The sequence below is a fragment of the Hymenobacter convexus genome, assembly GCF_030580955.1.
GTDB lineage: Bacteria > Bacteroidota > Bacteroidia > Cytophagales > Hymenobacteraceae > Hymenobacter.
Genome location: NZ_JAUQON010000004.1, coordinates 1 through 14376 on the forward strand (window position 1 = coordinate 1; position 14376 = coordinate 14376).

8 protein-coding genes are annotated in these 14376 nt (G+C 66.8%); 3 read left to right on the forward strand and 5 right to left on the reverse strand.

What is annotated here, in order from left to right:
* The 3 genes from Q4S41_RS09245 to Q4S41_RS09255 form a co-directional block, all read left to right on the forward strand.
* Positions 1 to 2707 (forward strand): tail fiber domain-containing protein (locus tag Q4S41_RS09245; RefSeq protein ID WP_305030834.1); only part of this gene is annotated, 2707 nt, incomplete at its 5' end.
* 61 nt (positions 2708 to 2768) lie between these two features.
* Entirely contained in the window at positions 2769 to 4271 is a 1503-nt protein-coding gene (locus Q4S41_RS09250) for a hypothetical protein (RefSeq protein ID WP_305030835.1), read from the forward strand.
* A 166-nt stretch (positions 4272 to 4437) separates the two neighbouring features.
* Complete coding sequence (locus Q4S41_RS09255) at positions 4438 to 5853, forward strand: T9SS type A sorting domain-containing protein (RefSeq protein ID WP_305030836.1); 1416 nt, start codon at positions 4438 to 4440, stop codon at positions 5851 to 5853.
* 176 nt (positions 5854 to 6029) lie between these two features.
* Here Q4S41_RS09255 and Q4S41_RS09260 read toward each other — a convergent pair whose 3' ends face one another.
* The 5 genes from Q4S41_RS09260 to Q4S41_RS09280 form a co-directional block, all read right to left on the reverse strand.
* Positions 6030 to 6764 carry a hypothetical protein gene (locus tag Q4S41_RS09260; protein ID WP_305030837.1) on the reverse strand — a complete coding sequence of 245 codons (735 nt, stop codon included), beginning with the start codon at positions 6762 to 6764 and terminating at the stop codon, positions 6030 to 6032.
* 52 nt (positions 6765 to 6816) lie between these two features.
* On the reverse strand, positions 6817 to 7335 hold the full coding sequence (locus Q4S41_RS09265) for an acyl-CoA thioesterase (protein WP_305030838.1): 519 nt from the start codon (positions 7333 to 7335) through the stop codon (positions 6817 to 6819).
* 159 nt (positions 7336 to 7494) lie between these two features.
* The gene (locus Q4S41_RS09270; RefSeq protein WP_305030839.1) at positions 7495 to 9657 is read right to left on the reverse strand and encodes a M43 family zinc metalloprotease; all 2163 of its coding nucleotides are present in this window, start codon (positions 9655 to 9657) and stop codon (positions 7495 to 7497) included.
* 170 nt (positions 9658 to 9827) lie between these two features.
* Entirely contained in the window at positions 9828 to 11978 is a 2151-nt protein-coding gene (locus Q4S41_RS09275) for a M43 family zinc metalloprotease (RefSeq protein ID WP_305030840.1), read from the reverse strand.
* Positions 11979 to 12138: 160 nt separating this feature from the next.
* A complete protein-coding gene (locus Q4S41_RS09280) occupies positions 12139 to 14352 on the reverse strand; it encodes a M43 family zinc metalloprotease (RefSeq protein WP_305030841.1) in 2214 nt (737 codons plus the stop codon).
* Between the last annotated feature and the right edge of the window lie 24 nt (positions 14353 to 14376).

Here is a 14376-nt window from a genome sequence, read left to right on the forward strand (position 1 = left end):
GACCGGCGCCGACCAGGCCGGCGGCTTCCGGGTGGCCGGCAACGGCTACGTGGCCGGCAACGTGGGCGTGGGCACCAGCACCCCCGCCGGCCAGCTGGCCAACACGGCCGCCAACGTGCTGGGCACCGACGGCAACGGCATCAGCAGCCAGGGCCTGGGCTGGGTGAGCACCAGCGCAGCGGGCTACGCTGGGGTGTTTTACAACGCCAACAACAACGCCAACGCCCCGGGCCTGGCCGTGAAGGTGGCCAGCACCGGCGTGGCCGCCCTCGACGTGAGCCAGGGCACGGCCGCCGGCACGGCCGGCACCACGCTGCTGCGCGTGAACGGCAACGGCAACGTGGGCATTGGCACCACCAACCCCGGCCAGAAGCTGGACGTGAACGGCGACACCCACGTGAGCAACAACGCCACCGTGGACGGCAACCAAGTGGTGGGCGGCGCCCTGTTTGTCTCCGGCGACTCGTTCCTGAGCGGCACGGTGGGCATCGGCACCCCCTTTCCGAACGAGGCGCTCGACGTATCCGGCCGGGTGGCCAGCCGCAGCGGCGGCTTCGTGTTTCCGGACGGCACCGTGCAGACCACCGCCGCCGTGACGGTGCCCGGCGACAACCTGGGCAACCACACCGCCACCCGCGCCCTGAACCTGCAGGGCAACGCCCTCATCGGCACGGGGGCCAGCATCAGCGGCGTGGGCGTGGGCGTGCGGGCCGATGGGGGCCTGAACCTGGGCCAGAACGGCCCCGGCAACGGCATCTACCTGGGCTACCAGGCCGGGCAGGCCAACACCACCGGCAACACCAACCAGTTTGTGGGCTACCAGAGCGGCTACGCCAACACGAGCGGCTACAACAACCTGTTCAACGGCTACCGGAGCGGCTACGCCAACACCCGCGGCTACAACAACCAGTTCGAGGGCTTCCAGGCCGGCTACTCGAACACGACGGGCTTCACCAACCAGTTCAGCGGCTACACCAGCGGCTACTCCAACACGGCGGGCAACTTCAACCAGTTCAGCGGCTTCGAAAGCGGCTACTCCAACACCACGGGCAGCAACAACCAGTTCGACGGCTACGACAGCGGCTACTCGAACACGACGGGCAGCAACAACCAGTTCGACGGCTACCACAGCGGCTATTCCAACACCACGGGCACCAACAACCTGTTCGTGGGCAACGTGAGCGGGGCCGGCACCACCACGGGCAGCAATAACGTGTACGTCGGCTACTTCGCGGGGAGCAGCAACCTCACGGGCAGCAACAACACGGTGCTGGGCTACAACAGCGGCGGCGGCACGGCCCTCACCAACGCCACCGCACTGGGGGCCAACGTGACCCTGGCCCAGAGCAACACCGTGGTGCTGGGCAACGGGGCCAGCGTGGGCATCGGCACCAGCACCCCCACCCAGAAGCTCGATGTGGACGGCGGCATCCTGGCCCGCAGCAACAGCGCCATCAGCAACCAGGGCGCCTACCTGCAGTGGAACCGCAGCGGCGGCGACGGCGAAACCTGGCTGCTCAACCAGCAGGGCGGCAGCAGCAGCGGCGGCATCCGCTTCGGCAGCGCCACCACGGCCAATGTGGCCACCGAGTGGGCCCGCTTCGACGGCACTGGCAACCTGGGCCTCGGCGCCACCAGCCCCACCCAGAAGCTCGACGTGCGCGGCAACCTGCGCCTGGGGGCCGACGGCGGCAACAGCGCCACCGGCCTGGGCCAGGCCGTGGAGTTTGTGGGCCCGGGCTTCAACACCGACCCGGTGGGCCTCTACCGCGTGAACCCCGCCGCCGACGCCAGCGAGCTGCGCGTGGTGGTGGGCGACGGCGCCGACGCCAACGACAAGTTCGTGGTGGGCCGCAGCAGCGCCACCGGCGAGGGCGGCATTCCGGGCAGCACCTTCACGCCCAGCTTCACGGTGCAAAGCAACGGCGACGCCGCCGTGAGCGGCCAGCTCGCGGCCGGCAGCGCCACGGTGGGCGGCAACGTGGGCATCGGCACCAGCCCCGCCGGGGGGCTGCACATCGACCGGCCCGAAATAGCCAGCATCACGAGCCTGGGCGTGCTCATTGGCGGGGGCAGCAGCGGCAACCCCAGCATCGAGCTGCGCGGCAACGGCAAGTCGCCCTACCTCGACTTCGTGGAGAATACCGGCCTCGACTACTCCACCCGCCTCATCTCGCTGTCGGGCACCCTCAACCTGAACTACGGCGGCACGGCCACCAAGCCCACCAACATCTTCAACGTGGGCGGCGGGGTGCAGGCCACGGCCTTCAACACGGCCTCCGACCAGCGCTTCAAAACCAACGTGCGGCCCATCGGCAGCGCCCTGGCCTCGGTGCTGGCCCTGCGCGGCGTGCGCTACGACTGGAACGCGCTGGGCGTGCGCCACGGCGGCACGGCCGGCGCCCCCCAAGTGGGCCTGCTGGCCCAGGAGGTGGAGAAAATCTACCCCGAGCTGGTGAGCACCGACAAGGACGGCTACAAGGCCGTGAACTATGCCCAGCTCACGCCCGTGCTCATCGAGGCCCTCAAGGAGCAGCAGCAGCAGATTGAGGCCCTGAAGGCGCAGAATGCCGCCGCCCACACCGAACTGCAAACGGTGAAAGCCCAAGCCGCCACCGACAAAGCCCAGGCCACCGCCACGCTCGAAACCTTCGAGGCCCGGCTGCGGCGGCTGGAAAGCGCGGCCGGCGGGCAGGCCCAGCGGTAGTGCCCGCGGCCGTGGCCTGCATCGGCTCCGGCTTTTTAATGGATTTCCTCCCTTTGTTAATATGATGAACAAATACCTGTTTGCCCCGCTGGCCGCCCTGGCGCTGCTGGCCGCCCCCCGCCTCGCCCACGCCCAGACCGGCTCCGTTGGCATCGGCACCACGACCCCCAATGCGGCGGCAGCGCTCGAAATTAGCAGTACCAGCAAGGGGCTGCTGCTGCCCCGCCTCACGCTTGCCCAGCGCACCGCGATGGGCACCGGCAGCGTGGCCGCCCCCGTGCCGGGCCTCGTCATCTACCAGACCGACAACACGCCCGGCCTCTACGCCTACGACGGCACCGGCTGGGTGCGCCTCGGGGCCGACAACCTGGGCAACCACACCGCTACCCAAACCCTGAACCTGAACGCGCAGCGCCTGCTGGGCACCGCGAGCACCTCCCTGGGCGACTCCACCGCCCAGGTCGAGCTCAACGCCAGCGTGGGCACGCAGAGCGCCGCGCTCATCACGCGCAGCAACTTCGCCGGGACGAAATACTCGCGCACCGTCCTCTCGGGCTACGGCAAGCTGCCCGAGGGCACCAACTCGGCCAACGACTTCGGCATCTGGGCCACGGCTTACAAAGGCGGCGGCTGGGCGGGCTTTTTCTCGGCGGGCAGCACCACCGGCACGCCCCTGCGCTGGGTGGGCATCTGCCAGAACCCCGGCGTCAGCGGCTTCGGCTCGGCCATCCGCATCGTCGACGGCACTCAGGGGGCGGGCAAGGTGCTGACCTCGGACGGCAGCGGCTACGGCACCTGGCAGACGCCTACGGCTACAGCTACGACCACGGCGGCCGGCGGCAACTTCGACCTGGGCCCCTACTACCTGGTGGGCAACGGCGGCAGCACGGGCCTGGCCATCACCAGCAGCGGCCGGGTGGGCATCGGCACCACCGCCGCTGCGCCTGCCACCCAGGCGCTCGACGTGCGCGGGAACGTGCGCCTCGGCGACGACGGCGGCAACGTAGCCGGCACGGGCCAGGCCATCGAGTTTGTCGGGCCCGGCTTCAGCACCGACCCGGTAGGCCTGTACCGCCTCAACCCGGCCGTGGACCAGAGCGAGTTGCGCGTAGTGGTGGGCGACGTGTCCGACGTCAACGACAAGTTTGTGGTGGGCCGCATGGCCGGCACCAACGCCGAGGGCGGCATCCCCACGGGCACCTTTACGCCCAACTTCACCGTGCGCGCCGACGGCAACGTGGGCGTGGGCACCAGCACGCCCACCAGCACGCTGCAAGTAGCCGGCTCGGTGGCGGCCAGCATCCGCACCCTGAGCAGCGGCACCGTTGCCGATAATGACTATACGGTACTGGTGAGCGGCAACATATCCCTGCCCACTCCTGGCCCGGGCAACGTGGGCCGCCTCTACAACCTGCTTACTACGGGTGGCGGCTACGTGGTTTCAGCGGCCTTCCGCGACGCCGGCGGCTCCTTCGGTTCCTACGGCCTGAACAGCAGCGCCGGGGGGCGTGGCATCGTGGCGCAAAGCGACGGTACCAATTGGTGGATTATCAGCCGCCAGTAGCCCGCCGGCCGGGCGGTAAATGGTTGCGGCCCACCCCAGCTGCCACCGCTACCCCGGAAACTTTCGAGGCCCGGCTGCGGCGGCTGGATTGGTCCCGGCCCGGCGGTAGTAGCCGCCCCGCCCATCCGCTCCGGTGTAATTGCTTTTATACAGAATGTCTATTAAGATGAGAAAACGCTTTACTCTCGCCCTGCTGCTGCCCGCCCTCACCGGCCTGGCCCAGACCGGCCTCACCAACGACGGCGCCACCATCACCGTCGAAGCCGGGGCCACGCTCTACGTAGCCGGCGCGGTGCAAAACAATACCGGCAGCAGCTTGAGCAATGCCGGCACCGTGGAGCTGACCGGCGACCTGACCAACGCCGGCACGCTGGCCTCGCCCGGCAAGCTCGTCTTCAGCGGCGCGGCTAACCAGACGCTCACGCCGGGCGCGGCCACGGTGGGCACGCTCGTGCTGGCCAACACCGGCGCCGTGGGCCAGCGCACGCTGGCTTTGCCCGCCAATCTGACTGTAGGCGCTGCCCTCATCCTGCAAAGCGGGCTGCTGCGCACGGCCCCCGCGGCCACGCTCACCCTGCCCAACGGGGCTACACTTGCGGGCGAACAAACCGGCCAGTACGTGCAAGGCAACCTGCGCATCGAGCGGTCCGCCGGCAGCGGCGTGCTCGACTTCGGCCACGGCGCGGCCCTCGACCGCACCGGCTTGGGCGCGGTGGCCATCACCCGCACCGCCGGGCTGCAGACCAACAACCTGAGCCGGGCCGTGGGCCTGGGCACGACTACCGCGCAGGGCATTGACCGCATCTGGACCGTGGAAGCGGCCGTGGCCCCCGCCGCGCCTGTGTCCGTGACGCTGAGCTGGCTGGTCGACGACGACAACGGCATCGCGAGTTTTGCCAGCGCCCAGGCCTGGCGGGCGCCGCAGGGCACCAGCAACTGGGCGGCCACGGGCAGCGCCGGTCCGGCCACGGTAAGCGGCAGCACGCGCAGCTTCTCCTTCAGCACCCTGGCCCTGGACCGGCTCACGCTCGGCGGGCTGGCTGCGCCGCTGCCCGTCACGCTGGTGGCCTTCACGGCCGCGCCGCAGGGCGCGGATGCGCTACTGCGCTGGGCCACGGCCTCGGAGCTGCACAACGACCACTTCGAAGTGGAAGCCAGCGCCGACGGCCGCACGTTCCGGCGCATCGGCACGGTAGCCGGCGCGGGCACAAGCCAGTCGGCTCACAATTACCAGTTGGTCGACCCGGTTATTACCCGCTACGCCACCAATCTGGTGTATTATCGCCTGCGGCAGGTTGACACCGACGGCACATTCAGCTACTCGCCCGTGCGCACGGTGGCCGTGACTTCTCTCAGCCCGGCTGGGCTGGTGCTCTTCCCGAACCCGACGCGGGCGGCGGCCACGCTCACCGGCGCCGAGCCAGGTGCGGCGGTGGACGTTTTCGACGCCTTGGGCCGGCACGTACTCAACGTAACGGCCGATGCCGAGGGTGCGGCCGCCTTGGTGCTGCCGACCAGCCTGGCCACGGGCGTTTATGTGGTGCGCACCGGCAGCAAGGCCCTGCGCCTGACCGTGGAATAGCCGTGGACGGATAGCTGTCCAGGTATTGCCAAACAGTATCAATGAAAAAGGCCCCAATCATTAGATTGGGGCCTTTTTCATTGCGAGTTCTCAAAACGCAGCCCGCGAGCATGGTTTGAATAACGGCTGTCCACTAGTAGTTAGTCGGGCATGACTCCGGCCGGTGTGCGTGGGCATTAGCTAAACATGCGCTGCAGCCCCGGCCAGAGCCGCTTTTTCAAACTTACATCATACTCCACCAAATCGACGGTGGCCGAAGCCAGATAGGCCAAGTTGAGGCTCGGAAACAGCACGGGCTCGTAAATCTGGGTGTTGCGCACGGTGGTGTCGAGCAGGTTTCGGCCGAAGGCGATGATTTGCGTGGCGGCCAGCATCTGGCGCAAATTCACCAGCGCCACGGGCAATTCCGACTCCACGTTCACCAGCATCACGTCGGCCATCACCATGTTCAAGGCCTGCAGCATCTTGTTGAGAAACACGTTGCGGTGCAGCTTTTGAAACTGCTCGTTGGGCAGCCGAAACAGCATCACCACGCCCTGCGGGTTGTTGCCGATGGCCGTGAAGGGCGTGAGCATCACCGGGGCCACGCCGGCCGGGGCGGGCGGTGGGGGCGGGCCGGCCGGTGCGGGCGCGGCGGCGCCGGCCAGGCGGTCGGCCAGCTGCACCTGGCTGGCCGTGGGAATCGACTTGGGCAGGCCCGGCCGGGCGGCGGGGGCGTTGTCGGGCCGGTTCAGGCGGTCGGCCAAAGGGTTAGGTGGGGCCGCGTTGGTGGGAGCTGCCGTGGGTGGGGCGGCCGCAACGGGTGCGCTGGCCGGCGCTGTTGGTGCCGTAGCGGCCGACGGCTCGGTGGGCAGGTAGAGGGTGACGTCGGTATAGAAATTTTGCAGAAAGGCCAGTTTTTCAGCAGACATAGCGGCGAGGCATCGGTGGGAAACGAGGCAAAATATACAACTTTATTCCGCGCTATTCCAGCGCAAACAGCGCCTTCAGTTCTTTGGCTTCGGCGGGCTGCATGCGGCCGGCCAGCACGAGGCGCAGCTGGCGGCGGCGCAGGGCGCCTTCGTAGAGCGCGATTTCTTCGGGCGTGCTGGGCACGGCTTCGGGCACATCGATGGGCCGGCCCGACTGGTCGACGGCCACGAAGGTGAGGAAGGCCTCGTTGGTTTTGAGCTTGGTGCCGCTCGGGATGTCTTCGGCCCACACATCGATATGCACCTCCATGCTGGAGCTGAAAGCCCGCGTCACCTGGGCCTGCAGAGTCACCACGTTGCCCAGCCGGATGCTGTCGCGAAACGACACGTTGTCGACCGACGCCGTGACCACAATGCGGTTGGAGTGTTTCTGGGCCGAGATGGCGGCGGCAATGTCCATCAGATGCATCATGCGGCCCCCCATGAGGTTGTTCAGGGTATTGGTGTCGTTGGGCAGCACTAGCTCGGTCATGATGACGAAGGAGTCGGCCACCGGTTTTTGCTTGCGCATGTGCGGGCGTTGAGGTTCAGTAGGCAATGGACCAGGCCGAAGGTGAAATGAAACCCCCGACCAGGCCACAAAGGTACGTTCAAGCCCAGGGAGCATTCACAAAAAAGCCCCATCCGAAAAGGGATGGGGCTTTTTGGAAGCAAAACTGGTCGGGAGTGCTTACTCGACGTTGAGCTTGGAGGTGAAGGTTTCGCCGTTGAGGGAGACTTGCACGAGGTAGACGCCGGCCTGCAGGGGGCGGCCGGCGGGGTTCAGGGCCAGGGCCTGGGGGCCGGCGCCGTAGGTTTTGGCCGGCAGCGTGAGCACGGCACGGCCCAGCACGTCGGTCAGGCTCACCTGCACGCTGGCGGCGGCGGTCAGGTTCAGGTGCACGGCCGTTTCGCGGGTGAGCGGGTTGGGGTACACGGCGATGCCGCGGGCGGCCCCGGCATCGGCTTTGGTAGCCAAGGCGGACGTGACGCGCAAGTGGTCGAGGAAGAAGGTGTTGCCCTGGCTGGTGCCATTCACGACCTGGAAGCGCACCTTGAACAGGCCGCTGCCCTGGAACTGGGCCGGGATGGCCACGTCCAGCGTCTGCCACTCGGCGCTGCTGGCCGGCACGTAGCCGTCAATCGGCGTCAGGCCCTGCGTGGTGAGGTTGGCGCCGGTGAGGGTGGCCGCCGTCTGCCAGGTCTGGCCGCAGTCGGAGCTAAAGCCTACCCGCAACTGCACGTTGTCGCTGGCCGTGCGCAGAGCGTAGGCGCGGGCAAAGCGCAGCGTGGCGTTGGTGATGCCGCTCAGGTTGATGTTGGGCGTGATGAGTGTGGTGGTCACGTTGACCGGGTAGGTGCGGTTGGTCACGCTCAGGTAGGCGCTGCCGTCGGCGGCGGGCACGGCCGTCTGGCGGCGCCAGACGTAGGACGAACTGGACGCCCCGGCCGCCGTTGTGCCGCTGGTTTCGTAGTTGCGCAGGGTGGGGGCGGGGTAGAGGGCGGGGAAGGCCGGGTCCTCGAAAGACTGGGCGAGCGGGGCGGTTTCGCCGCCCCCGGGCCCTTCCACGCGGATGAGGTTGGTCTGGGTGCTGGTCGAGCTGCCGACGGAGTTGGTCACGGTCTCGGTCACGGAATAGAAGCCGGCCGCCGCGTAGCTCACGCTCACGTTCTGGCCCGTGGCCGTGGCGGGCGTGCCGCCGGGGAAAGACCAGGAGTAGGAAAGCGTGCCGCCGGTGGCCGAGAAGTTGGTGGAGTAGTCGCGCAGGCTCACCGGCGTGTTGATGCACACATTGGCGGTGGAGCCCGGCGTCACGGCAAAGGCCGCAATGGGGGCGCAGTCCGGGGCCACGTAGCCGTCATTCGTGCCCGTAAACACCAGGTTGGCCGCCGAGGTGAGCACCGAACGGTTGGCCGCCAGCACGTTGCGCATGAACGTACGCTGGCCCTGGGTGAACATGCGGAAGCAGTACGAATAGTCCATGAAGTTCTGCACGTTGGCAACCGGGCCGCAGGGGGCGTAGTTCAGGTTGCAGTTGCTGTAGATGCCGTCGGTTTGGGGGGTGTCGGGCACGTTGTCGGTGCCGGTGCAATCGCCGGTGCCGGGGTTATTGGTGGCGCCCCAGGTGTGCGACAGTCCAAAGTAGTGTCCGATTTCGTGGGTCGCGGCCCGGCCCACGTACAGGCTGCCCGTGCCCTGCGTGCCGAAGTAGGTGCTCAGCACCGTGAAGCCGTCGCGGGTGTTGGTCGGAGTGTTCGGCGGCGACACGTAGCCGGCGGCGCCACTCGAAATGCCGCGCACTACCCAGATGTTCATGTAGCGGCTGCGGTCCCAGTTCGAAACAGCTTGCACGGCGCCGCTGCCGTCGTCGGTGGCAATGCTCGGCGCGTAGTGCCGGGTGATGCCCGTGGTGCAGTTGCCGTTCGGGTCCTTCTTGGCCAGCCGAAACCGGAAACCCACCGAAGCCGCAATGGGCCGGAACAGCGGAATAATATCGGCCGTGTCGGGGTTCAGCTTCTGGTAGTCCAGGTTCAGCTGGTCGATGGCGCTCATAATCTGCCGGTCGCTGATGTTGTCCGACCCGCCGGAGTGGATGATGTGCACCACCACCGGGATGGTCACATCGGTCACGTAGTTGGTACGCTGCTGGGCCTGCATCTTCGACTGCGCTTCGATGCGCTCGTTAAACAGACGCTGGGCATCGCGGGCGCCTGGGTGGGCGGCGAAGTAACGTTCCTGCTCGGCTGTGGTGCCGCACCAGTTGGGCGAAATGCCGGCCGGTGCTTGGGCCTTGGCACTCAGGCCGGTTAGGGCCAGCCAGGCAGTCAGGACCGAGGGTAATACTTTTTTCATTAGGGGTGGTGAGGTGAGAGAGAAAACAAGTAGAGACAACCTTACATGTGATAATGAAGCTCAGAATCAGTATCTCAGCAAATATACATCAGGAAAACGAGCATGACGGGCACAAAAAAGCCCCATTCGGCTGGAATGGGGCTTTTTCAAGTTTGCTTATCACTCCCCGTTTACTCGACGTTGAGCTTGGAGGTGAAGGTTTCGCCGTTGAGGGAAACCTGCACGAGGTAGACGCCGGCCTGCAGGGGGCGGCCGGCGGGGTTCAGGGCCAGGGCCTGGGGGCCGGCGCCGTAGGTTTTGGCCGGCAGCGTGAGCACGGCGCGGCCCAGCACGTCGGTCAGGCTTACCTGCACGCTGGCGGCGGCGGCCAGGTTCAGGTGCACGGCCGTTTCGCGGGTGAGCGGGTTGGGGTACACGGCGATGCCGCGGGCGGCGCTGGCGTCGGCTTTGGTAGCCAGCGGGTTGGAAATGCGCAGGTAGTCAAAGAAGAAGGTGTTGCCCTGGCTGGTGCCATTCACGAGCTGGAAGCGCACTTTGAACAGGCCGCTGCCCTGGAACTGGGCCGGGATGGCCACGTCCAGCGTCTGCCACTCGGCGCTGCTGGCCGGCACGTAGCCGTCAATCGGCGTCAGGCCTTGCGTGCTCAGTGCCGCCGCGTCCAATGGAGCGGGATTCGACCAGGTAGTGCCGCAATCGGAGCTGAAGGAAATACGCAACTGGGTGTTGTCGGTGTTGGAACGCAGGGCGTAGGCGCGGGCAAAGCGCAGCGTGGCGTTGGTGATGCCGCTCAGGTTAATGTTGGGCGTGATGAGCGTGGTGACGGCCCCAGCCGGGTACGTGCGGTTGGTCACGCTCAGGTAGGCGCTGCCGTCGGCGGCGGGCACAGCCGTCTGGCGGCGCCACACGAAGGACGAACTGGCCGCGCCCGTGGACGTCGCGCCCGACAGCTCATAGTTGCGCAGGGTGGGGGCGGGGTAGAGGGCGGGGAAGGCCGGGTCCTCGAAAGACTGGGCGAGCGGGGCGGTTTCGCCGCCGCCGGGCCCTTCCACGCGGATGAGGTTGGTCTGGGTGCTGGTCGAGCTGCCGACGGAGTTGGTCACGGTCTCGGTCACGGAATAGAAGCCGGCCGCCGCGTAGCTCACGCTCACGTTCTGGCCCGTGGCCGTGGCGGGCGTGCCGCCGGGGAAGGACCAGGAGTAGGAAAGCGTGCCGCCGGTGGCCGAGAAGTTGGTGGAGTAATCGCGCAGGCTCACCGGCGTGTTGATGCACACGCTGGCACTCGTGCCCGGCGCGATGCCGAAGGCCGCGATGGGGGCGCAGTCCGGGGCCACGTAGCCGTCATTCGTGCCCGTCGCCACCAGGTTAGCCGCCGATACCAGCGTGGTCCGGTTGGCCGCCAGCAGCGCGCGCATCCGGGCGCGCTGGCCCTGGGTAAACATCGTGAAGCAGAAGGAATAGTCCATGAAATTCTGCACGTTGGCAACCGGGCCGCAGGGGGCGTAGTTCAGGTTGCAGCTCTGGGTGCCGTCGGTGGGCGGCGTATCGGCCACGTTGTCGGTGCCGGTGCAGTCGCCGGTGCCGGGGTTATTGGTAGAGCCCCAGGGGTGGGCCAGGCTGAAATAGTGGCCGATTTCGTGGGTGGCGGCCCGGGTGCGGGCCAGGGAGCTGGTGCCCTGCGTACCAAAATAGTCGGCGCGCACCACAAAACCATCGCGGGGGTTCGTGGGGGTATTCGGAGGGTTCACATAGCCCGCCACGTAGCCCCCGTTGGGGTCCGTCACGCCAATCGAGCCCACTACCCAGATGTTCATGTAGCGGCTGGGGTCCCAAAGCGCGGCTGCCTGCACGGCACCGCTTTGGTTGTCGTTGAGCAGGCTGGGCAGGTAGTGGCGGGTAATGCCCGTGGTGCAGTTGCCATTGGGGTCTTTTTTCGCCAGGCGAAACTGGAAGCCAATGGAGGCGGCTATGGGCCGGAACAGCGGAATGGTGTTGGCCGTGTCGGCGTTCTGCTTCTGGTAGTCGATGTTCAGCTGCGCGATGGCGCTGGCAATCTGCCGGTCGCTGATGTTCTCCACCCCACCCGCGTGAATGATGTGCACCACCACCGGAATGGTCACGTCGACGACGTAGTTGGTGCGCTGCTGGGCCTGGGCCTGCGCCAGCACGGTGAGCTGCTTGTCGAAAATCGCCTGGGCCTCGCGGGCCCCGGGGTGCTCGGCGAAGTAGCGCGCCTGCATCTCGTCGGTGCCGCACCATCTGGCATTGCCGGCAGTCGTTTGGGCCTGGGCGCCCAGGCCGGATAAGGCAAGGGCCGCAGCCATTACCGAGGGTAAAAATCTTTTCAGCATAAGGGGTGAATGGGGAAGAAGATTGAAAGTCGAAGAGGACGAAAAAAAGCTGCAATGAGTGGTAGCGGTGATGAAAACACGATTCAATGGCACCAAATAGTTAGTCGCTGAGCCAGCCTTAGCGTGCCCGAAATCACGGAATAACAACTTTTGTGGTCCAACGCGCGGCAGTAGTGGTCAGTTCAACCAGGTAGATGCCCGCGGCCGGACGCGCTGCGGCCCCGGGCAGCACGGGCAGCGTTTGGCGTCCCGCCCGGCCCGCGGCCTGCACCGGCGCCAGCACCTGTCGGCCCATCAAATCGGTGAGGCGCAGCTGCACCGGGCCCGGGGCGGCCAGCGTGAATTCCACCGCCGTTTCGGCCGTGAGCGGGTTCGGGAACACGCGGAGCGCGCCGTTGCTGGCCGCCGCACGGCTGGCCAGCGCACTGGCCGCCTGAATGGCCAGATGGTCGATGTAGATGGTGTTGCCGCCGTTGCTCAGCATTTGAATGCGCAGCTGGAAATGGCTGGAAATGAACGAGGCCGGAATGGGCACCACCAGCGGCTTCCACTGCGCCGCCGACGTGGGTATAAAGCCAATCACCCGCGCCGTGTCCAGGGTATTGAGCGCCGCCGGAAAAATGTTGCCCTGGTTTATCCAGGTCTGGCCGCAGTCGTCGCTGAACTGCACGTTTAGGTATTCATTGATGGGGGTGGGCCGCAGCGCGTAGGCGCGGTCGAAGGTGAGCACCGGCGGATTGGCGGCCGAATAGGCGCTGAGGTTGATGTTAGGGGATTGCAGGCGGGTTTGGGTGCCGGCCGGCAGCAGCGAGCTGCGCACCGCCATGCAGGCCGTGCCGTCGCTGGCCTGGAGGCCGCCGGGGTTGCTGGCCTGCCGTATCCAGCGGGCCGCGCCCGACGTGGAGTTGGTGGAATTCGACCAGTTGCGCGAATCCGGCGCCGTAAAATTCAGCGGGAAAGCCGGGTTTTCGAACGACTCCGCCAGCGGCGCCGGCAGGCCCACATTGCCGCCCAATACCTGAATGAGGCCGGTGCGCGTGCGGGTGCCGCTGCGGCCGGCGGCCGTCACCGTCAAGGTCACGCTGTAGGTGCCACCGGTGGGGTAGGTCACGTCGGGATTGCGGAGCGACGACGTGGCGGGCACCCCACCCGGAAACTGCCAGGCATAGGTGACGCCCGCCGCCGTGAGGTCGGCATTGTAGGAATAATCGGAAAACGACACCGTCGCACCCTCGCAAACTATTGTGGCCGAGGGTTCGAAGGCCACGACCGGCGCGCAGGGCACGGCGTTGTAGCCGTCGTTGGTGCCGGTGGCCAGCAGGTTGGCCGCGCTGGTGAGCACCTGGCGGCAGCCCAGCTGCAGCGAGGCCCGCATCACCGCACGCTGCCCCGTGGTGAACATGCGGGTGCAGGTGGCGTAGTCCATGTAGTTCTGCACGTTGGCCAGCACGGGCAGGGCGGTAATGGGGTCGGTGCAGGGGGCAAAGGCCAAGTTGCAGCTGTTTTGAGAGCCAATGGTGTTGGGCGTGTCGGCAATGCCGTCGTCAATCCCGCAGTTGCTGGCCAGGCCCGGCGTGTTACTGCCGCCCCAGGTATGGGGCAGGCCGAAGTAGTGGCCGATTTCGTGCGTCAGCGACCGAATGCACAAATTGGCTCCGCACGAGGTGCCAATGCTGCCAAACTGGGCGTTCCGAATCACAATGCCGTCCACGTTGCCGCCGGTGCAGGGCAGGTAGGCGTAGCCGCCCGCGCCGTTGGCGCTGGTGCAAATCCAGATGTTGAGGTACTTGCTCTGGTCCCACGCAATCAGGCTTTTCACCCGGTCATCGCCAATGTTGGTATCGGTCGAATAGGTGCGCGTGATGCCGGTGGTGCAGTTGCCGTTGGGGTCAATCTTAGCCAGCCGAAACCGGAACCCGATGTTGGCGTAGCGCGGCTGAAAAAACGGGATGACGTCGGCCGTGTCGTGGTTGGTTTTGCTGAAATCCTCGTTGATGACGCGCACGGCGTCGTTCACCTGCGCGTCGGTGATGTTGTCGGTGCCGCCCGTGTGAATGATGTGCATCACCACGGGCACCGTCACGTCGGGTGCGGCCAGCAAGCGGGCCCGCGCATCGGCCGGCAGCTTCGCCACCTGCTGCAGAAACGCCCGGTAGGCCAGCTCGGCCCCTGGCTGCCGGGCAAACGCCGCCTGCTGGGCGCTATCGAAGGCGCACCGAATGCCGGTGCGGTGCTCCGGGTAGCTCCGGCTCACCCCCTGCGGGGTTTGGGCGGCCACGCCCTGGCACATAGCCATAGCGCCAATGCCCAGCAGCCAGTGCCGGGCCATGCGTAAAAGTTTCAGCATGCGGGGGTGAAGGGGAGGGATAAA